The following is a 20,851-nucleotide window of genomic DNA, read 5'->3' on the forward strand; positions in this document are numbered from 1 at the left end:
AAATAGGCAGAACACATGATTTCAAACATGACTTTACAAGGTTTAGATAAATTAGATCGAAAAATACTTTCAAGTCTATTGTCGAATGGGCGAGAGTCGATTGCGAATCTATCCCGAAACATTGGTTTGTCTCGAACAGCAGTAGCAGAAAGAATTAATCGTTTAGAAAAGACCGGTATTATCAAAGGCTATACCGCACAGATTCGTGTAGAAAATGAAGGGCGAAAAGCCGCTAGTTATCTACTGATCTCTTGTGAAAAGGGTAAGAAGAATGATGTAACGAATGCACTTAAAGAAATCCCTGAGGTTCGCTTAACGAGCGTTGTTGGTGGCAACTTTGATATTATTGCCCTAATTGAAGCGCCCGACCTGCAGTCTATTCATCATCTTTGTAATGAAATTGAATCATTTAACGGCATTCAAAGGCTTGATACTACCGTTGTACTGCACCAGCCGATCAGTCGTTAAGCTTTTCTGACCTCTTCGAGGAAAACATAAAGGGCCGCTCGTTGAGCGGCTTTCTTATATGCTTCCGATAAGTCGAATTTTGGCGTCTTTATCACCTGGGTTACCAAGCCAGAACGTTTGACCTAGTTGGTTCCCTTCTCCATTACCCAGTTTGTTTTCTGGAATACTGTCTAGGTTAACTGTCAACTTTAGGTCCCACGACATTGGGTCACGCAGAATAAAGCGCATCAAGCCCACCAGCGTCTTATGTAACTCACCATCGTAGGAAAACTGCTTAAACGTTTCAAAATCAATGTTGTCGATACACAAGTTAAACTTGCCGTTCAAATCCGCAATGCTTTGTCCCAAGTGTAAGCTTTGCCCCAATACACAATTGGAACGATTGAGTTTGTTACGCTGGCTTTCAGCGATTTCTACGCGTCTATAAACCCATTCTTCGATTCGCACATTCGGCAGTGAAAAGTAGTGCGAAACAATACCGGAAATAAGCTTAGGTGAACGTGTACGCGTAGATAACTGGTTCACGTAAGACAGAACTTTCGCTCGATCTAACTCCGCGACTTCACAATCTTGCATAACGCTAGAGAGACCAGCCAAATGCAGTATGCGCCCAGAAAACGCATCGCTTGCCCCGCTTTTGTACTGCACGTGATATCGGTATTTCTTCCAAACACGATACAGTAAGCTTGTATAGCGGTTGTGGAAAAAGTCGAAGAAATCCTTCACTGGGTTATCATCGGGATCACGACCGACGAGTTTCTCAGTGTAAGACGCTGGCAGGGGCGAGCTTGAACCATGCAAGCCAAGAAAGTTCGTCTCAATACGTGAATATTGCTTTCCGTTTCTTTCCATATGAGTAATAAAATCCATATCACTCTTTGGAAAGCACAGGTTTGGCGACACGCTGAACTCAATTCGCTCTTGATGGAAGTATTTGTTCTCGCCCACGGCAACAAAATTTGAGTTTGGCTCCAGCTGGTAGTGTTTCTCTAACAGCAACACCGCTTGGTAGAAACTAAACTCATTCGACTTATCAGAAAGTGTGTTAATCATAGTATCGTCTGCTGCCCGATTAGGCTTGCCCAGTTGTAAACCTCGCCCGTCGCTTCATCGAACACCTCTAGTTCGGTAAAGGAGTTCACACTCGAATACAAACGGATAAATTCATTCAATACCGTGGCCATAAGGAACATATCGCCTTCATTTACGAAGAACTTAGAGTCCGTCACGAGCTTGAATTGGTTACCACGCACAGATACACCACGAAATACGCGATCGATTGGTTTCATCTCTGAAGAAATAATGCCATCAAGTCGATGAATCGACGCGCGGTGGGCTTGTCTATCAACACGAGAATGGAAGTCGTAAGTCGAGAGCAACACTTTCAACACATCGATATTCGCTAAAGACAAGTAGTTGAGCGACATATTGGCAATCAGCTGCCATTGAAGTTCACCATTAACCTGAGGACTTACTGACTGTGTTGGCTTAGTAATGTTTTTAAACGTCGCATACGTTGGCGACTTGTGCGTCGCGTACGTGATATCTCCTACTGACAGGCGCTCCGCTAAGTCCGCGTTACTGCATTGCAGTTTCATCAATACTGTTTCAGTCCCTAAATCCGCGATGTCGCCATTGTGAGTATGGAATGAGATATAGCGCTCTAACCCTCTTCCGCTTACTCGCTCACCTACTTTGGATTTGTAGAACTCTCGCTTATCACGTTGGTTGATTTGGTGCTCAAACGACTCAAATTCGATTAATGGTTTACGACGGCGTTCGTCCTTACTCCAACTCTCCACTTGCTCAATGGAATAAACCTCGTAATGCTCTTGAGTGTTACTTTGTGGACGCACCTTGTACTCGTTTCGTCGATGCTCTAAACGGATTGGATCGCCGTCTTTTTCAAACAAGTTAACCGCAGGTGTGCAGTGCAACCTTAAGTGTTTATCTTTAAGTACCACTTCTGAAGGCAAAGCTCGCTTAAAGTGGAATTTGATTTTGACCGTGCTGCGTTGCGGAATGCCTTTTAGCCACTCTAAGCCTTTAATGTCGAAGAACATGAACTTATCTGGCAAAGAGAAGAATTCTTGCAGCAAACGGTAGCCTGCAAAGGAGTTTTTGCTGTAAGGCAGCAGCGCCTCGTCCTCTTCATGCCCGACTGGCTTAACGTACTCTGGCCCTAAACGATGTTTGTAGCCACCACCAACATCCAACTCGACGTAATCTAGATAACGGAACAGCCATAAGAAGACAGTGCGAGTAATATGAATCTCACCATGCAGGTGCAAACGCAACGTATCTAAACCGATACGAGACAGTTCCAGGCCATGCTCCGTCGATAACGTCACATCAATCATCGAGCTGGTGCGGCTGTTAGTTTGTTCAATGTTAGTAATCGTAATTGGGTATAGATTGACGTCATAACAAGTACGGAACAAACACTGCGTGCCTTCTACCTGCTCGCTGGCCATTTCCGCACCACGTTTCACCACGGTTTTCTCAGTAACACTTCCGGTATGCGGTTTTAGTTCGCTAATACACAAAGACGGAATCGAACGCATGTAATGTGGCCACAGCAAAGTCATCAGAGATTGCGTTAGCTCAGGAAGTTCATCGTCAATCTTTTCGCGGATGCGTCCGGTCAAAAAAGCAAAACCCTCCAGCAATCGTTCGACATCTGGATCAAAAGTTCCTTCAGAGAGAAAGTGAGTTAACTTCGGATGATATTTGGCAAACTCACTACCCGACTCGCGTAAATACGTGAGTTCATCTTGAAAGTATTTACTGTTACTCAAGTGGCACCTACTAAACGTTAAATTGGCCGTCGGTTCCCATGTAGACATCGATCGACATTGGGACTTTACCGCCGTTATGGGAAACTTCGCCGCGAATACCAAAGCCGAGTTGTAATGGATTATGGTGGTCTTCACGGTAATGAACCTCGACATTCAGCAGTCGGGGCTCAAAGCGTTCTATGGTTGACGTGATGTTTTTTTGAATATGGCGAACGAGGTTTGTGTTGTTAGAAAGTACGTCGTTAAAATCTGGCAGACCATACTCATTGTCGATCATTGCGTTGCCGGAGTGCGTATTCAACAAGTCAGCAAGATGCGAGTGAATGGATTCAATCAAATGCTTATGAGACACCACTTTCTCGTAGCAGTTTTTTGGTTCTCCTAGCTCGATCCGCTCTAAAAGACGGTAACCTTTTTCCATGTGCGGTCCTACGAAAAAAGCAGCCAGTCTTCACTGGCTGCTTGATGGTTTCAGTAATGGGTTATTGGTCTAGCTTACCAACTAGAGACAAGTCGAAGCTTGCGCCCATGTACTTGAAGTGAGGACGTACAGACATCGATACTTTGTACCAGCCTGGATCGCCTTCTACGTCAGATACTTCAACCTTCGCAGCACGAAGCGGACGGCGACCACGAACTTCCGCTGGCGGGTTCTCTTGGTCAGAAACGTATTGACGAATCCACTTGTTCAGTTCGATTTCTAGGTCAGAACGCTCTTTCCAAGAACCAATTTGCTCACGCTGTAGCACTTTGATGTAGTGCGCTAAACGGTTGATAATGAACATGTAAGGAAGCTGAGTACCTAACTTGTAGTTCATCTCAGCTTGTTTGCCTTCCGGCGTATTCGCAAACACTTTTGGTTTTTGAACAGAGTTTGCAGAGAAGAACGCCGCGTTGTCAGAACCTTTACGCATGGTTAGCGCAATGAAGCCTTCTTCCGCTAGCTCGTACTCACGACGGTCAGAAACCAGGATCTCGGTTGGGATCTTAGTCTCGATTTGACCCATAGCTTCAAAGTTGTAAACCGGTAGATCTTGTACAGTACCACCGCTTTGAGGACCAATAATGTTCGGACACCAACGGTACTTAGCAAATGATTCACTGATCTTAGACGCCATCGCGTACGCTGAGTTACCCCATAGGTAATTATCATGGCTGTCTGTCACTTGCTCATCGTAGTCAAACGCCTTGATTGGGTTATCTTCAACAGAGTAAGGCGTACGTAGCATAAAGCGAGACGTACATAGACCTAGGTAACGTGCATCTTCGTGCTCACGCAGACCACGCCATTTCGCGTACTGTGGACCTTCAAATACAGACTTCAGATCTTTTAGGTTTGGCAGCTCTTCGTAGCTGTCTAGGCCAAAGAATTTAGCCGATGCAGACGTGATGAATGGTGCGTGAGACATTGCACCTACGTTCGCCATGTATTCCATCAGTTTGATGTCAGGCGACGAGGCAGACATAGCGTAATCACAAATGACGGCGCCAACAGGTTTACCACCGAACTGGCCGTATTCACGTGTGTAGATTTGCTTGTACAGGCCAGACTTCACCACCTCTGGAGCGTCTTCGAAGTCATCAAGAACTTCGTCTTTCTTCGCAGAGATCAGTTCGATTTGAATGTTCTCGCGGAAGTCAGTGTGATCAACCAGGTACTTAAGGCCACGCCACGTTGATTCAATCGCTTGAACTTCTTCGTTATGAAGAATTGCATCAACTTGCTTAGACAATTTTTGGTCGATTTCAGAGATCATCAGATCAACCAGAGATTGGTCGACTTTCTCTGTGTTCGAACTGCTTAGTAGCTCACTGATGAATGCTTCTACGCCTCGTTTTGCAACGTCAAAACCTTCATCACTTGGCTTTAAACGTGTTTCGTTAAGAATGCTATCCAGAAGTGAGCCTGATTCAACTAAGGCTGCTTCTTGTTCTGGCGCTTGTGCTTCTGCAGACATGATATCCCTTACTCTTCTTTCGCGTCTTGGTCGTTGCCAATGCTTAGTTCATCCAACAGTTTCTTTCTCGCTTCTTCATCTTGAAGAACCGATGCGATCTTCTTACGGAACGCAGGAACATTTCCTAGAGGACCTTTCAGTGCAACCAAGGCTTCGCGAAGCTCAAGTAGGCTGTTTAGTTCAGGTACACTTTTCGCGATCGCTTCAGGAGAGAAGTCCTTCATATTTTGGAACGTCAGATCAACACCAATCTGGCCGCCTTCTTCATCAGAAAGACGGTTTTCAACGTTGACTTTAACGTTTGGAGACATGCCCTCTAGCACTTCGTTAAAGTTGTCTTTGTCGATGTTAATTGGAGTACGTTCTTCAATTGGTGTCTCATCTGCACGCGCAGTAAAGTCGCCAACTACCATCATGCTTAGCGGCAGCTCTACGTCTTCTTGCGTATCGCCAGTTGCTGGAACATAACGGATATTAATTCGCTCTTTAGGAGCCACCGAGCCGTCACGTGACATAATTCGTTCCTTATCTAACTCTTTAATTAGTCGTAAATTGCTTTCCACTCTTCATACTTCTCAGGTAGAAGATCCTTGCTTCCAAATAACCGATGGAGTGTTTTTCGAATTAGGTCTTCTAACTGTGACGATAAGTGGGGTTCCCAGCTCTCGAGATTAAACGCTTTTTGTACTTCCCACCCCTTCTCAAGATACGGCAAACACAACGGGTATAATCCAACAGACTGGTAAGCTGCTATCAATTGTAAATACAGCATGAACTGCCCACGTCCCGAGCTATCCAGCTCAAGTTTGCGGGCAAGCTCTGCGGCACATTCCCCTAGATTTTCTAGAGTGATATCCTCCATTGGCAGCGAGTCTTCCTGCGAAATCACAACCGTTTGAACAACGGGTTGAGAAGTCGAAGAAGTAGTATCTTGAGTCGATAACCAGCTCAAGGTCGCTTCATCTGCAAATGGTATAGAATTCTTAAATGAGAGGTGCTCGATGCCCTCTAGCGATTCAACAAAACGCGTCACTTCTTGTTTCACAGCAAGCGCTGCATCATCAAAGCCCAAATTATTAAGCATCGAATACACGAAGTAATGGCCCGTCAGCCAAAACGGCGCATCCGTTAATGTGCGCTCCAAACGCTTAATGGTGTCGATGTCGCTTTCTTGGTCAGCTTTATCTCGGTATTCCGCTTGTTGATCGGACGACACTGCCAAGCTCAAAGGCGTTTGATTATTTTGGTGGTCGGGTAGACCATCAATGTCATCCCAAGTCAGATGACGATAAATCCGGTAAGCCAGCGGATCACTTGGGTTCGCATGAAGCATGACTTCCGCAACCTTCTTCAAGGTGCGCTTAGAAGCCGTCGGCGAAGAGAAGTCCGTATCGACATCGACTTCTTTTGCTACCGCTTTCTTAACTGGCGCAGGTTTAGGGGCCGGCGGAACCGCCTTCACCGGTGCGGTTTGCACTTCACTCTGCGCTGGCGTTTCTTCGGCAGCAGGCTGCGTAGCTGGTGCAGGCGCCGCTTGTTCGACGTTAACGACTGCATCATCGCTCTGCTCATCAGCCACCGCTTGTTGAGATAAGACATTGAGTTGAGTGCGAATCTCAAAGAAATCCGCTTCTGAGTCTTGGTAAACCTCGTCGTACTGGCGCTGCACTTCTTCAATAGTCGAAATGCAGTTTGATACCAAATCCCATGACTGAGCGCTTTTCGCTAACTTGCTGCTGACCAGTTTAAACTGATGGTTCAACCATTCGACTGCGCCATCTCGACCCCGCTTTCGCGAAGGATACAATTCAACGCCAAAGCGACTTAACGCCTCACTAAGCAGCTTTAGACCTTGTTCAAAGCCTTGCAGACCAAACTCTTCTGTTAGCGCGCGAACGAGGTAACAAATGGCTTTTAAGTCTTTACTGTGGTGCTCTAGAACTTCAGTCGCGTGCGTTTTTACCACGCTCCAATCTACTGTTTCGCCAAACAAGGAACCGAATTTCTTCACTTCGGACTCCATCATTTCATAGCAAAACTCGTAACGGGCATCGTTTCCCACTGGAGATTCATCAGAAATAGGATTAAGCAGACGATCGATATCAATGTTGGACAAAATTCACGTCTCCTTCAGTCAAGTAATCTCTCAACGCACGCGCTACCGCAATTGCGCCATTTGCTGGCTTAGATAATCGATGGCTCTGCTCAATCGCATCCGACGCCATGCTATCTAGAATTTTCGTGATTTCTGTAAATTTACTTGGTGCATTCCGTTCTAAATCGGCAAGGGATTCATGTAGCTTTTGTTTGTCGTAAACGGATTGCTCCATCACGGTGCTAAACAAAATAAATTCGCTTCTTGCGACGATTAAATCCTTTATTTTTTTGTCTAGTTCTGGCGTATTACCGAAGTAGGCTTTGGCTAATTCGGCTTCTTCAATTGCTTTGGTGTAAAAGTGCGCCTCTGCATGTTTATCGATGGAGTAATTAATATTTTCCATCACAGCCTTTGGTAAGATTTGGTTGTAAAAATAGGCTTGTGACTGGTTTAACAACCATGCCTCTTTCATTTCATTTTCTGCGAGCTTAGCTTCACCATCTAAAATTAAGCGAGCAATCTGCTTATCTCGACTGCCAGCTATGGCAGATACTTTCATGGAATCGATAGACGCGACATTTAACCCAGACATCACTTTAGTCAACGCCTCATCCGCATATGGAAACAGAGCACCGTCACGAACAAGGGTTTCTCGCAAGGTGACAAGCTCCTTACGTAATTCGACTAATGCCATTGGTAAGCCATCCGCTAACGATTGATACGACGTTAACTGAGCCTGTTTTTCTTCATATAAATTCGAGAGGCTTAACTGCTGAGCTTGATATGCTGTTCGATAAGCTTCTGTCATATCAATACTCTGAGTAGCTTGAGACAATTCTTCTTTGATTTTCCATGGAGGCTGAGCCAAAAAAGAAGCCGTTTCAGAGGGCGTAATAACGTGAGTTACAGTAGTGACACCTCGGGAAAAAATGGCATCCAATTGATCTTTATTCTGTTGATACAAATAACTTCCTGCTGTTGCCAGCACACTCAACACTAAGCTCGCCTCTAATATTTTAAAGCGACCATACGCCGTTTTATCATTTGGCTTACAGTGTGTAAGCAGCAAGTCCGCGTTACGCAAGCTACTGAAAATTGGTGCGTTAGAATTTGAGCTAATTGATTGCGTATCGATTCGCGCTAACTGTTGAGCAAAAGAAATAGCGGTATAGCCATGCCCTCTTGGTTTGTTGATGACTTCTTTCAGCAATTTCCAAATATGAACCGGGATCAAAGCCGGACGCTTTCGGTCTTTTAACTGCTTATTCCAAGCATCACCAAATATTGAGCCTAAAAATAGATGTCCAGCGAGCAAAGCGAGAGAGTAAACATCATCTTGCGGTTCCGCGATGCCAGTTTCTATATAAAGAGGGGAAGCGTAGCTCAAGCTTGCCTCTGCGTAAGGTTCTGTCTCTCCAATGTAACGAGCAGCGCCGAAATCAATGAGCTTAACGTAATCGCCTTCACTCACTAATACGTTAGATGGTTTAATATCAAGATGGCAGATACCTCTTGTATGCATAAACTCTAGAGCGCCAGCGAGTTGATACACCAACCAAGCGATGTGGTCGTGGCGGAAGCCTTTAGAAGAATGACGCTCCATTTTTTCTGCCAGTGATTCACCTTGGATCCACTCGTACATCAAATATGGGCGTTCGAATTCGTTGCCGATTTTTACAAAGTTAGCCACGCTAGGGTGTTGAGAAAGCTCCAGCCTGCTCGCTTCGTTAATCAACATTTTGCTCGCAAATTCTGGCGAGTCATCATTGATAACTTTGCAACAGATTTGCTTCTCTGGCTGCCCTTTTTTTGCAAGATGGTAAACCGTTGTCTTACCATTTCTAGAAGGAAGCTTGTCTAATACATCAAACTGTGAAAAAAGCACGTACTCAAGCTTCGGCTTATTTTTTTCTGCTAGCCTTTGCTCATTCAGTTTCTTTTTCTCAATAGCTTTAACAACCAACTGATCGATATATCCTTTGGCTGTACTCTGATTATTAGACACTTAGTACTCTTTCATAGAATAAATATTATTAGAGTTGAATAATATTTTCTTGAACGTACTTGTATCAAGGTTGGTATTTAAAACAAACAGTAAGCCTATTATTTTAGTTATTATTACTAACTTATTAGACCTTTTTACTTACGCTTTCACTGCATGAGTTATACGCTTTTTCGTGTTACAAACTTCAACCTAATAATATGAGTATATTTTCATTGCCATTTGATCGATGAGTGCCCACTAACATTGCAGTAATTGGAGAACTCCTTTGTCACCATGAAAGTCGAACATTAACAACGTAGTTGGTTGCTTAAAGTGGTGCTCTCTGACCGCAAAGGCAATTAAAGCGAGAGAAGAACAACTGCCCATTGTGCCCCACAACTCATTGATAAACTGCGGTTGTTCTGGGTTCGTGAATCGTTCTGCTTTAGCCCCCAGAGCAAAGCCGTAATCTTCCGAATGCATGCGCAGGTTCGTCATATCGGAATACACTTCACCAAATAAATCGAGCTTTTTACTCGCACGTTGAACAAGTCGAAACATGCCTCTTCGGTCTGAAGTGTTTAATTCCGTATCAATGTAGCCAAGCTGCGCTTGAGGCTTAAGTTTCAATGTTTCTACGGTATTTCTTCGACAAAGAATTAAACCCGCCCCACCCTCACTCGGAATAACGCCCCATGGATTATTGGTACTCATTACCATCGCATCGTCGATGAGTGTTTGCATCGAACTCACCAAGGAATCGACACTGATACACATCATAGCATCATATTTATCCAATGATTTCATGGCCTGGAGAACGAAACTAGGCCCACTGGCATGAACAGCATTCACCACAGAGAGAAATTCAGCATAGTTACTTTCACCAAGCCATTCTTGCACCTTTACTAGTGAAACAGACGCAGGCACCGCTATAAGCAAAGGTATTGGTCTCAATGAACGTGGTAACTGTGCTAACAATGAATCAAGCAAGTGGGTGATTAACTCACACGTTTTCTCAAACTGCTCACTTTCTTTGGTGTATTCGATTTTGGCGTAAGTAAAACGCTCGATACCATCATCCCCTACACATTGGTCGAATCTTCCTAAGTCAGCATACGAAACTGCACTAGCAATATCTAAATTCATACCGGTTGGCGTCATCACTTCCATCCCTAGCACGTAACGGCCTGTTGAATTATGCATGCTCGCTTACCTCTTCCAGCTTAGTGATCGATGTCGACACCAACAAATGCTCCTTGCCCTGACAAGGAAACGCAGCGGTGTAACTGATTGATATAGTTTTCTTTTCCGTATCAACGAATAAGGTGTACATCGCCATATCAGCTTGATAACTTTGATCTTTGAACGTCGCGATCGCACGGTATTTTTCTTTAGGAATTCGAAATGAAAGCGTGTCATCATGACAAAAGCCACTCATCATCAAACGCTCCCCCCCACGAAGGAAGCCTTTGCACTGTTGATCAATAGGCGCGCTTTGGAAGAACCGCTTATCAAAATCGAGTGGCAACATTGGCTTGCGATTCTCAATCCAATCGTCATCGAACGTGCCGGCCAGCTTCTGGCGCGACTCAAAGAACGGAGGCACTGGCCCGAACCCCGCAACGCGTAGTTTTTTCGCGGCGGCACTCCAGTCCTCTCGGGGATAAAAAATCGAGGGCACTTTCTGTTCAAGCAATTCTTTGTTGGAGTCGGCAACCCCACCACCTATTCGGTTACGTAAATCACCGCCTACCGCGCAAGTGTAATCAATGTCTTTTTCAATAAATGGGACTGGATTGCTCAGCGTGATACTGCCAGCATGCTCAACCCATACGCGTTCCCCGTGAATAGCGAGAGTCTTATCGATATGACCATCAATCAGCACACGACACTCTTGGTATGTCACTGGCTTTTTCGCGTAGCTGCGCGCTTTGCCGTAAACAAGTACATCTGTGTTTTCTTTGGTATACGCGAACTCGTGGTCAACTTTCATCGCAGAGAAGCCTTCTTCGCCCAAATATTGGGGATCATCGAAGATTTCACTTTCACCTAATTCGTGCCAAACCACACCATCGAATTGCCATGTGCGTTTGGCGACTACAACCCAGACTTCATCGCCGTTTTCGTCACGTTGAAAACGACCTTTGAGTGATAGCTCAGGGTGCGCCTCAATATCCCATAACTGCATTGCTATTCCTTAAGTTGAATCGTTCGCTCGCAGAAGGTGCGGCCTTTAAATTGTTAAAGTTCCAGTCTTGTTGATGAATCGGCATTGCCATATCCCAAGGCACGTAGGCTCTGGATTGAATACAGAGTTGACGCCATAGCCAATCGCGGAACAGCACATCAACGTTAGAATCTTGCATCGCAGCTAACGTAGACTCGAAGCTCAATGCGTAACCCAAGCGGCTTGGTAGATTTTGGATATATTTTTCATCTTCCACCCACTCATTGAGCAGATCGACAATCTCTTCCCATTCATACTCGACACCAACATCTTGCGGATTCAGAGGAAGAAGCTTTCCGTAGACGACATACAAGGCTTGAAGCCAAATTTCACCCTCAGCTTCACCTTCCTCCAGACTTTCCAAGTGCTCGATGATTTGGGGCACCAGTTTCCAATCACCACCCAGCGCAAAATCAACAGGTGCTAATGAAGAAGAGATATCAAACGCCTCAAACTCTTTTAACTCAAGTAACTTGGCATAAGTGAGCACTTGCGCTGATGGTAATCCATTTGGTTCGATGCCAAAGCACTGACGGAGCCAAGTGCCTCTGTCACGTTTGGTAATCAAACGTTCAAATAGATATTGTTCGCTGCCTGCATTGTCATTAAGCCAATCAATCCCCTCTTTTACGTCTTGTAAAGCGAGCAGTGGCAAAGCAACTTGAGAGCTAATGATGCTGGCTTTGTGCCAGCGCTTGATGAGAGAAACACTTAATGTTTGACGTACACGTAAGCATTCAAAGTAAAACGCACTGGATGTCGCATTACCCTCAATAAGCTCCGAAAGCGTACTATCCATAGATTCAACCGGAGATTGTACGGCAATGACCATTGCAGTTTTAGCGTCAATATCTTCGAGTAAACTCAATCCGCACAAAAGGTTATCCAACTCTGAGCCCAACTCCCCCTGTAGCATCAGCCAGCTGTAAATTTCTGGCTCCTGGCCTCTTAACTGATGAATCAACCCCGGTGCTAGCCGATAAAACGACAAGTACACCTGCTTCAGTTCTTCAATTTGGCGTTCGATCAGCTTGAGATACGCCAACTCACGACTTGGATAACCCCTTTTGTGAATTTGAACTCGCTGCCTGATTAAAAACCCGATACTTTCAGAAGCAATGGACAGCTTTTCATTACAGAAATCCAGCCATGTTACTGGCAACTGGGAAAGGTCATTCACAGCGCGCTCAGCTTTTGCTAACGCGCCTTCGACTTCTTGATTGGTTATGGGTGCCTTTAGGTGCTCGACACCGATTCTTTGTCGCATCTAGTTATCCGTTATTAGCGTGCCATAACGCGATTGCAATTAGTTAACTCGAAGTAATTAGCTCACTTGGCGTGACTTGTTAACACAAAACCATTAGCTAACGCGAAGTAATTAGTTAATTGCGATCGTTCCGCCTTGAATTTTTTGTGCTTTTTCTGCTTGAGAAGTGACGTACTTCGCTTTAGTGGTAATTCGTCCATCGCGCCCGCTATAGCGAGTTTCTGTCTCACCACTTTTGACTACCAACTCTTGTTCTGTCTCGATAACCATCTTCTTCGCTCGCAATACAAACTCGTCAGAGTCATCCAGAATGGAGAAGAAAATGTCCGTCACAAGAGGCAAGCTTAAGTCGTCGTTCAAAAACTCAACTCGACAACTTAATCGATTATCGATAGCCATTTGCAGTTCAGAACGACGAAAGCCACGTCCTAGTCTCGCAGTGAGTGGCTGCTTAAATGGGTTACCATCAAAATCAACTCGCACACTGCCCGTAGACTCATTGATAGCCACTATTCTTCCAAAACGCGAAAAGCAAGCCGTTGATTCGGCTTGCTGCTCTGATATTACTTCTGTTGTAAGAGGTTGTTTTTCCATTGTTAGTTAACCACTACGTTGCCACCTTTCACGACGACTTTGTCACTGCCTTCGATCGTAATAGCCGAGCCTGATAACTTTATTGAACCATCACTGTTCATCACTAAAGAGGAACCACCCGTTTTCAATACAATCTTGTCGCCACTGATAATTTGCGTTGCACCATCAGCTTTATAAGCGGTGTTCCCTTTCACTGATACCGTTAAGTTGCCACCAACCGTCTGGTTATCATCCGCACCAATATCTGAACTCTTAGACGCACCGATAGTAAGGTTACTGTTTTCGCCAATATCTAAGTCATCATTTTTACCGATCTTAGTCGTACGGTTATCACCAATTTCTAAGTCAGAATTGTTTTTCACATACTGGGCTTCGTTCGCGTTGTATGTAACGGTAACGTCTTGCTCGACTGTCTCCGTAAACGTACTGTTTACCTTTGTCGTTTTATGCCCATGAATGGTTTCTTTATGGTCACCATGAACTTCATTCGTTTGGTGACGTGCAACCTTCAAGAATTCATCTTGACCGATATCACGGTAACGGTTGTTGAGCACCTTGGTCGACATGTCTTTTTGAGCGTGAATATAGACTTCTTCTTGGTTCGCTTCGTCTTCAAAACTCAACTCGTTGTAACCTGTTCCTTTGTGCGTTTGCGTGCGGAACGTGGTACGAGTTTTGTTTTCTGGCAAAGAGTACGGTGGGAAATGCAAACCGTTGTAAACTGCGCCCGTAACTAACGGACGATCTGGGTCCCCCTCAAGGAAAGTTACTACGACTTCGTGGCCAATACGCGGCAAATAAACTGCGCCCCATGTTGGCGCCGCCATGGATTGGCTTACACGAATCCAACAGCTTGAATGCTCGTTGTTATCACCGTAGCGATCCCAATGGAACTGTACTTTCACTCGACCAAGCTTGTCGGTGTAAATCTCTTCACCTTCTGGTCCTACAACGACCGCCGTTTGCGGGCCATCCACTACTGGTGCCGCTAGTTTAGGCGCTTTAAACACCACATCACGTGGAATACACGAGAACTGGTTGTAGTAAGTGGTTGGCATACCACTCGCTTCATCTTCATGCACTTGCGGATCTTGACCTGTGTGCATTACAGACAACATGAGGTAATCGCGGTTAATCTCAGAACGCGGGTGGTCACTGACGTTAAAGCTGTAACCAGATGCTAAGCGCATTACGTCACTCGTTGCTTCCACTTGTTGATTATCGACTATGTGTTCCGACATCCACTCCGTGGTTCTCACCTGACCCATCAGCGGGTCGACGTATCGTCCAGGATAATCAAACTGCTTGAGATCTTGGTCTAGCTCGCCAGCCTGTGTCATCTCTTGTGGAATTTTAGGGTGTTCGTAGTTGTAATCTGTGTACGTAACCTGTCCTGTTCTAACGCGGTTAACTAACTCGAGATCAGAGATATGTTCGCGATCGGCAACACCGCCACCATCGGCATGATAAACAATCGGCCCAATGTAAGAAGCATTTAGTGGCGAGCTTATCAAAGGTGCAATCGCGTCATTACTGTCGACAATGACCATCGTATGATTTGAATCGCTATGGTCAAAGTAATACCACATACCGTGTTCAGCCATCATACGCTGCACGAAATGCAAGTCAGACTCACGGTATTGCAGAACGTATTCTTTTGGAGGATAAGTACCCGACACTTCAAATCGGTAATCGGTGACTGCCCCATCATCGAGTACTTCTGTGATGATGTCTTGCGCTGACTTTTGCTGGAAAATACGACAATCTTGGCGCTGAGATAAGAACCAAGCTTGAGGAACCAAGACTAATTGATAACGAGAAAAACGACGTCCAGTCCCTAAGTAACGAACTTCATTCACCACGCCGTTGAACACACGCGCAGCCCCAACACCTTGTCCGTAAAGTGTCAATGTTCCTGCTTTACGTATTAACTCATCGAACGAGATATCTGGATCAAGTGAAAGTAATGAGAGATTGATGTGGAAAGGCTTAGATAACTCTTCATGAACATGAAAGCTCTCAACCCGAAATTCATGCCCACATCCAGGCACTTCAAATTTAAATTCTACGTCATTCACCATATCTTTTACCTGATACAAATAATCGAATTAGGGCCAACAATCGTTGGCCCTGAATCTTTACGCGACGAGCAATTAAGCTTCGCGTGGAGCACGCCAGTCGTCGTTACCCGCAGTACCACAGTTTTCGTGAGTTACTTCGATCGCACGGTAAGTGAACTTAAGCACTTCTTCTGTCACGCGGTCAGCTGTTGCTGCGTCTTGACAGTGGTTCATACGAGTTTGGATATCGACAAGTAGCGCATCAATCAATTTGATTGAGTAGTAATGCTCTTGTTTACCTTGAACTGAAGTGCGGTAGAAGCGGATCACACACTCAGGAAGTTTTTCGCCAGATACTAGTGCGTTGAATAGTAGTGGAGATGAGCGATCTTGAACTTTAGTTACAACAAGTGGACGGTGTACACGTTGACCAGTTGGCTGACCACTTTGTGGATCACGTGGAACAGTTAGCACGTGATCAAGTTCTTGTACTAGGAACTCATCAACGTGAGCTTCTTGCCATGTGTTACCTACTGAATCTGCAGAGTAAGTATCTTTAGTAATATGGCCTTGAGTCTCACCTTGGATAGACATATATGCTGGAGTTGGCATCGCTATTTCCTTTTCTAAAATCTGTTTTGTTTAAATCACCAAATCGCTTATCACCGCGACTACTTGGTATAATCAAAGTCCGTGCCAACTTTAAAAATACAATAAAAACAACAACTTAAACAAATTAAGACATTATTCACTAATATCTTGAGTACAATTTATTGGATAAAAAACCAAAAAGTTGGATTAAGATAATAATAAATTGTTCTAACTTTAAAAAGTGAAAATAACCATATAAAACTGTGTAAATAAAGTCATTAAAACTAATAAATCCGACACTTTTACTATCAATTAATTTAGAATAACAACGCCATTAAAATAACCACAAACATTAATGTCACAATAATCATTAAAAATAACCAACAAACGATAGTCAAAATATCTTGATAAAAAAAGAACGCAATCACTTTTAGTATAATAGCCGCTACCTCTTTTCCTCTAAAGAATAAAATGGCTATGATAAATATAAACCTTTCTTCATTAATTCAGCGTCTACACCCGATTGCAAAAGTAGCATTAGAAGACGCCGCTGCACTTGCAGTCTCTGAAAAAGCAAACGAAGTTCAAATTGAGCATTATTTACTGAGTCTATTAGAAAGGCCAAATAGTGATTTTGACGTCTTATTAAGTCATTTTGATTGTTCTGAGAACTTATTAAGACAATCGGTTCGATCCACACTCGACACCAACGCCAAAGGAAATGGCAGCAAACCTGTTTTTTCTGCTTTATTAATCGAATGGTTACAAGAAAGCTGGCTGGTTTCTTCTTTAGATCTATCCGAAACACAAATCCGCTCTGGTGCCCTACTCCTTACTCTTGTTAGTAACCCTCTCCGTTACGGCCAACATGGTTACGCCTCTATCCTTGAAGCGGTAAACCCTGACAGCCTTAAGCGTAACTTTGCAGAGCTAACAAGCCACTCTATTGAGGCGCAAGTTGCTACTTCAGAGAAAACACAAGCTCGTGAAGATGGTTCAGCACTGAGCAAGTTCACAACCGACTTCACTGGTAAAGCACGCAAAGGCGAAATCGACCCTGTTTTCTGCCGCGACCAAGAAATCCGCCAAATCGTGGACATTCTTGCTCGTCGCCGTAAAAACAACCCTATTGCTGTTGGTGAACCGGGCGTTGGTAAAACCGCAGTAGTAGAAGGTTTGGCACTTAAGATTGTACAAGGTGACGTACCAGACAACCTCAAAGGTGTTGAGCTTTACGGCCTGGACATGGGTCTTCTGCAAGCTGGTGCAAGCGTAAAAGGCGAATTCGAAAAACGCCTAAACGCAGTATTGGATGAAGTGAAAAACTCACCAACTCCAATCATTCTATTCATCGATGAAGCACACACCCTTGTTGGCGGTGGTAACCAAGCGGGCGGCAGCGACGCGGCAAACTTGCTAAAACCAGCCCTAGCGCGTGGTGAAGTGAAAACCATCGCTGCGACAACATGGTCGGAATACAAGAAGTACTTCGAGAAAGATCCTGCCCTTGCACGTCGTTTCCAATTGGTGAAACTCGACGAACCGTCTCCTGAGCAAGCAGCATTGATCATTCGTGGTCTGCGCCCAGCATACGAGAAGTCACATAACGTTTACGTGCGTGACGATGCTATCACTGCTGCGGCAGCGCTTTCTGCTCGTTACATCTCTGGCCGTCAACTGCCAGACAAAGCGATCGATGTACTAGATACGGCGTGTGCACGAGTGAACATCAGCCTTAATGCCATTCCTGCTTCTGTTGAGACTCTGCAGCAAGAACTTGCAGCTCAACAGCGCGAGCTAGAAGCTCTTGAGCGTGACGCTCTGCAGCAAACTGGCGACAAGCACAGCCTTGCTAACATTCCAGACCTAAAACTGGCAATGGAAACAACGAAAGAAGAGCTAGCAGAACAAGAAGCGCAATGGCACAAAGAAAAAGAGCAGATCCAAGAGATGATTGCTCTACGCTCTCGCTTACATGAACTGGTCTTTGGCGAAACAAATGAAGAAGAGCTTGTTGCAGACGAAGATTCAGAACAAGAGCAAGACGTTTCTCCATATGCAGAAATGGATGAAGAAGCCGTTCGCATTGCCATTTCGGCCTGCCAAGAACAGCTAGATGTAATCCGCAATGGCAACCCACTGGTTCACTTTGAAGTGGGCCCAGATGAAGTCAGCCATGTGATCTCGGACTGGACTGGTATTCCAATGGGTAAGATGCTTCAAGACGAAGCAGAAACCACGCTAAAACTGAAAGAAAGCCTAACACAAAGCATCAAAGGCCAAGAATACGCTATCGATGCACTGTCTGAAGGCATTCAAACTGCGAAAGCTGGTCTAGGTAACCCAGACGCACCAACAGGCGTATTCCTGCTAGTTGGCCCAAGTGGTGTGGGTAAAACCGAAACGGCTCGTGCGATCGCTGATCAAATGTTTGGTGGTGAGCGCTTTATGACGACCATTAACATGTCTGAGTTCCAAGAGAAGCACACGGTATCACGCCTAATTGGTTCACCTCCGGGTTACGTAGGTTACGGTGAAGGCGGCATGCTGACAGAAGCGGTTCGTCAACGTCCATATTCTGTTGTTCTTCTTGATGAAGTGGAAAAAGCCGACCCTGAAGTGTTGAACCTGTTCTACCAAGTGTTCGACAAAGGCACGCTGAACGACGGCGAAGGCCGCACAATCGACTTCAAGAACACGCTGATCATCATGACCAGTAACCTTGCGACGCACGAGATTGAATCTTTGGTTCATCAATCCAAAGACATCGATGCGAACATCATCGCAGAAGCTATTCGCCCTACTTTGAACCAACACTTCAAGCCGGCGCTGTTGGCACGTATGTCAGTACTACCATTTGTTCCGCTGTCTGATGAAGCAATGACAGAAATTATTCACCACAAGCTGAACAAAGTTTCTCAGCGTCTACAGAGCCATCACAAGTTGTCTCTGAGCTACGAAGAAAGTTTGGTTGAGTTCGTACTAGGTAACTGTCGCCTTGCTGAAACGGGCGCGCGTAACATCGACGCGGTCATCAACCGTCAGTTACTGCCTCAGCTATCGACACAGCTATTGGTGCATGATAAGGATGATTCACACACGCAAATCACAGTTTCTGTCGATGAGCAAGGAACACTGACCTATGCGTTCAGCTAACCATAGCGAACTTAGCAACGCCCTACTTGCGATCAGCCAATCTTTGGCTGATCGCAGCCAGCTTACCCAAACATTGGATGCCGTGTTGACCGCTGCGAGACAAATGACCTTAGCAAAGCACGGCATCATTTATGTTTTGGACCAGACAGGACAGGCGTTGATTCCAAGTACCGCTCACCACAACGATAAAACCGTCGTTTCCCACCCTTGGGAAGCATTACAGCTAGACTCAGCCAGTGAGAACGACCCATTTAACTTTGCGATTCGTAATGGTGAAGTGGTGTTGATTAACGAGTTATACAAATACAACGGCTACGACTGTGAAAGCATTTATCAAACAGAGCAGACATTGGGACTAAAAAGCGAGAACTTACTGGCTTGGCCTTTGATTGATAGCGAAAGCAAAACCATTGGGCTGTTAGTCTTACTCGATTTGAATGTCATTGACAACGAGGCAGCCTTGACTGAGTTTTGTCGAATGGCAGCGAGTAACATTCGTCAAGCCGTTTGGTTAGAGCAATATGGGCAAGTGATTAAAAATCTCAATGCCGACAATCAAGCCCTAGTGCGCGAGAACACTCAGCTCAAAAAACGTACTCAGAAAGCCTATCAAGGTCCTATTGCAGAGAGCGAAGAAATGCTCAATGTCTTGAATCGTCTTGATAAGGTGCTATCTCTTCCTGTCGACGTTCTGTTGCGTGGTGAAACGGGCGCAGGTAAAGAGGTGATCGCGAAATACATTCACGAAAACTCTAACCGTTCAGAACAGCCTTTGATCGTACAAAACTGTGCGGCAATTCCCGAACAGTTGTTAGAGTCTGAACTGTTTGGGCATAAGAAAGGTTCATTCACGGGCGCGGACAAAGACAAAGTCGGTTTGTTTGAAGCAGCCAACGGCGGCACGCTTTTCCTAGATGAAATTGGCGATATGCCAATGCTACTGCAAGCAAAATTGCTGCGTGTGCTACAGGAACGTAAAGTTCGCCCAATCGGCACTAGCAAAGAGATTGAAGTGGACGTTCGCGTTATCGCCGCAACCCACTGTAATCTTATGCAGCAAATCAAAGATGGCGGATTCCGTGCCGATTTGTTCTATCGTTTGAATGTGTTCCCTATTACATTACCACCATTGAGAGCTCGCAAGTCAGACATTATTCCCCTTGCCGAACATTTCGTGCAACACACCACCAACACGCTAGGTTTGCCGCAAGCACCAGGGTTAAGTGCCAACGTACGTAAACAGCTCCTTGCCTACCAATACCCAGGGAACGTGCGTGAGCTTAAGAACATCATTGAGCGCTCGGTGCTACTGTCCGATTTTGAAACTATTACTCACATCGAGTTTGGCGAACAAATCCCAGAAAGTGTGCCAAGTATCGACATGAAAGCAGCTTCATCTACCCCAGAGCAACCTACTTACGAGCAGCAAGCACAAGCGGATTTAGAAGACGTTTCAAAGAGCCTTAAAGACGTCGTTAGCCAATACGAGCGTACAGTGATCATCGATTGCTTAAATGCCTGCAATTGGCACACCAAGAAAGCCGCTGAGCAATTGGCGCTTCCAATGAGCACTCTCAACCATAAGATGAAGAAATACGATATTTCTGCAGCGGGTTGATGGGGGTTAAAAAGAAACTTCTAAATTCAGTA

Annotated in this window: 16 protein-coding genes; 3 read left to right on the forward strand and 13 right to left on the reverse strand. The window is 45.1% G+C overall.

Annotated elements, in window-relative coordinates; translation table 11 throughout:
- Positions 1–15 precede the first annotated feature (15 nt).
- Positions 16–468 carry an Lrp/AsnC family transcriptional regulator gene (locus R7O03_RS00060; RefSeq protein ID WP_005373369.1) on the forward strand — a complete coding sequence of 151 codons (453 nt, stop codon included), beginning with the start codon at positions 16–18 and terminating at the stop codon, positions 466–468.
- Positions 469–522: 54 nt separating this feature from the next.
- Here R7O03_RS00060 and tssG read toward each other — a convergent pair whose 3' ends face one another.
- From tssG to R7O03_RS00125, 13 genes are all read right to left on the reverse strand, one after another.
- Positions 523–1,521, reverse strand: a complete 999-nt coding sequence (gene tssG / locus R7O03_RS00065) for a type VI secretion system baseplate subunit TssG (RefSeq protein ID WP_042523537.1) — start codon at positions 1,519–1,521, stop codon at positions 523–525.
- Entirely contained in the window at positions 1,518–3,266 is a 1,749-nt protein-coding gene (gene tssF, locus R7O03_RS00070) for a type VI secretion system baseplate subunit TssF (RefSeq protein ID WP_017633756.1), read from the reverse strand. The genes tssG and tssF overlap by 4 nt, the downstream gene beginning before the upstream one ends.
- A gap of 10 nt (positions 3,267–3,276) precedes the next feature.
- The gene (tssE, locus tag R7O03_RS00075; protein ID WP_005373376.1) at positions 3,277–3,687 is read right to left on the reverse strand and encodes a type VI secretion system baseplate subunit TssE; all 411 of its coding nucleotides are present in this window, start codon (positions 3,685–3,687) and stop codon (positions 3,277–3,279) included.
- 61 nt (positions 3,688–3,748) lie between these two features.
- The gene (gene tssC / locus R7O03_RS00080; RefSeq protein WP_005373378.1) at positions 3,749–5,224 is read right to left on the reverse strand and encodes a type VI secretion system contractile sheath large subunit; all 1,476 of its coding nucleotides are present in this window, start codon (positions 5,222–5,224) and stop codon (positions 3,749–3,751) included.
- Between the two features lie 8 nt (positions 5,225–5,232).
- Positions 5,233–5,739, reverse strand: coding sequence for a type VI secretion system contractile sheath small subunit (gene tssB, locus R7O03_RS00085; RefSeq protein WP_005373381.1), 507 nt, complete (start codon positions 5,737–5,739; stop codon positions 5,233–5,235).
- A 26-nt stretch (positions 5,740–5,765) separates the two neighbouring features.
- On the reverse strand, positions 5,766–7,340 hold the full coding sequence (gene tssA, locus R7O03_RS00090; protein ID WP_154204264.1) for a type VI secretion system protein TssA: 1,575 nt from the start codon (positions 7,338–7,340) through the stop codon (positions 5,766–5,768).
- Positions 7,327–9,327, reverse strand: coding sequence for a serine/threonine protein kinase (locus tag R7O03_RS00095; protein ID WP_154204263.1), 2,001 nt, complete (start codon positions 9,325–9,327; stop codon positions 7,327–7,329). The genes tssA and R7O03_RS00095 overlap by 14 nt, the downstream gene beginning before the upstream one ends.
- A gap of 237 nt (positions 9,328–9,564) precedes the next feature.
- Positions 9,565–10,509, reverse strand: a complete 945-nt coding sequence (locus R7O03_RS00100) for a hypothetical protein (protein WP_054577790.1) — start codon at positions 10,507–10,509, stop codon at positions 9,565–9,567.
- Positions 10,502–11,494, reverse strand: a complete 993-nt coding sequence (locus R7O03_RS00105; RefSeq protein ID WP_213914913.1) for a DUF2169 domain-containing protein — start codon at positions 11,492–11,494, stop codon at positions 10,502–10,504. The genes R7O03_RS00100 and R7O03_RS00105 overlap by 8 nt, the downstream gene beginning before the upstream one ends.
- Complete coding sequence (locus tag R7O03_RS00110) at positions 11,475–12,800, reverse strand: hypothetical protein (RefSeq protein ID WP_253657229.1); 1,326 nt, start codon at positions 12,798–12,800, stop codon at positions 11,475–11,477. The genes R7O03_RS00105 and R7O03_RS00110 overlap by 20 nt, the downstream gene beginning before the upstream one ends.
- Positions 12,801–12,911: 111 nt before the next feature.
- Positions 12,912–13,394, reverse strand: coding sequence for a hypothetical protein (locus R7O03_RS00115; protein ID WP_025767908.1), 483 nt, complete (start codon positions 13,392–13,394; stop codon positions 12,912–12,914).
- A 2-nt stretch (positions 13,395–13,396) separates the two neighbouring features.
- Positions 13,397–15,475 (reverse strand): type VI secretion system tip protein VgrG, encoded by a 2,079-nt coding sequence (tssI, locus tag R7O03_RS00120; RefSeq protein WP_262592105.1) that lies wholly within the window; start codon positions 15,473–15,475, stop codon positions 13,397–13,399.
- 72 nt (positions 15,476–15,547) lie between these two features.
- Positions 15,548–16,066 carry an Hcp family type VI secretion system effector gene (locus tag R7O03_RS00125; protein ID WP_005373415.1) on the reverse strand — a complete coding sequence of 173 codons (519 nt, stop codon included), beginning with the start codon at positions 16,064–16,066 and terminating at the stop codon, positions 15,548–15,550.
- Positions 16,067–16,522: 456 nt separating this feature from the next.
- Between R7O03_RS00125 and tssH the strand changes: the two genes are divergently transcribed.
- Together tssH and R7O03_RS00135 are read left to right on the forward strand one after the other, a co-directional pair.
- Entirely contained in the window at positions 16,523–19,201 is a 2,679-nt protein-coding gene (gene tssH / locus R7O03_RS00130; protein ID WP_213966689.1) for a type VI secretion system ATPase TssH, read from the forward strand.
- Positions 19,188–20,819 (forward strand): sigma-54-dependent Fis family transcriptional regulator, encoded by a 1,632-nt coding sequence (locus R7O03_RS00135; protein ID WP_054574684.1) that lies wholly within the window; start codon positions 19,188–19,190, stop codon positions 20,817–20,819. Before tssH ends, R7O03_RS00135 begins: the two co-directional genes overlap by 14 nt.
- Positions 20,820–20,851 lie beyond the last annotated feature (32 nt).

The sequence above is a fragment of the Vibrio sp. Vb2960 genome, from assembly GCF_033337665.1.
GTDB lineage: Bacteria > Pseudomonadota > Gammaproteobacteria > Enterobacterales > Vibrionaceae > Vibrio > Vibrio alginolyticus.

Coding starts and splice junctions, on each gene's coding strand:
- R7O03_RS00060 (WP_005373369.1), top strand. CDS start 16: ATGATTTCAAACATGACTTTACAAGGTTTAGATAAATTAGATCGAAAA.
- tssG (WP_042523537.1), bottom strand. CDS start 1,521: ATGATTAACACACTTTCTGATAAGTCGAATGAGTTTAGTTTCTACCAA.
- tssE (WP_005373376.1), bottom strand. CDS start 3,687: ATGGAAAAAGGTTACCGTCTTTTAGAGCGGATCGAGCTAGGAGAACCA.
- tssC (WP_005373378.1), bottom strand. CDS start 5,224: ATGTCTGCAGAAGCACAAGCGCCAGAACAAGAAGCAGCCTTAGTTGAA.
- tssB (WP_005373381.1), bottom strand. CDS start 5,739: ATGTCACGTGACGGCTCGGTGGCTCCTAAAGAGCGAATTAATATCCGT.
- R7O03_RS00100 (WP_054577790.1), bottom strand. CDS start 10,509: ATGCATAATTCAACAGGCCGTTACGTGCTAGGGATGGAAGTGATGACG.
- R7O03_RS00105 (WP_213914913.1), bottom strand. CDS start 11,494: ATGCAGTTATGGGATATTGAGGCGCACCCTGAGCTATCACTCAAAGGT.
- R7O03_RS00110 (WP_253657229.1), bottom strand. CDS start 12,800: ATGCGACAAAGAATCGGTGTCGAGCACCTAAAGGCACCCATAACCAAT.
- R7O03_RS00115 (WP_025767908.1), bottom strand. CDS start 13,394: ATGGAAAAACAACCTCTTACAACAGAAGTAATATCAGAGCAGCAAGCC.
- tssI (WP_262592105.1), bottom strand. CDS start 15,475: ATGGTGAATGACGTAGAATTTAAATTTGAAGTGCCTGGATGTGGGCAT.
- R7O03_RS00125 (WP_005373415.1), bottom strand. CDS start 16,066: ATGCCAACTCCAGCATATATGTCTATCCAAGGTGAGACTCAAGGCCAT.
- tssH (WP_213966689.1), top strand. CDS start 16,523: ATGATAAATATAAACCTTTCTTCATTAATTCAGCGTCTACACCCGATT.
- R7O03_RS00135 (WP_054574684.1), top strand. CDS start 19,188: ATGCGTTCAGCTAACCATAGCGAACTTAGCAACGCCCTACTTGCGATC.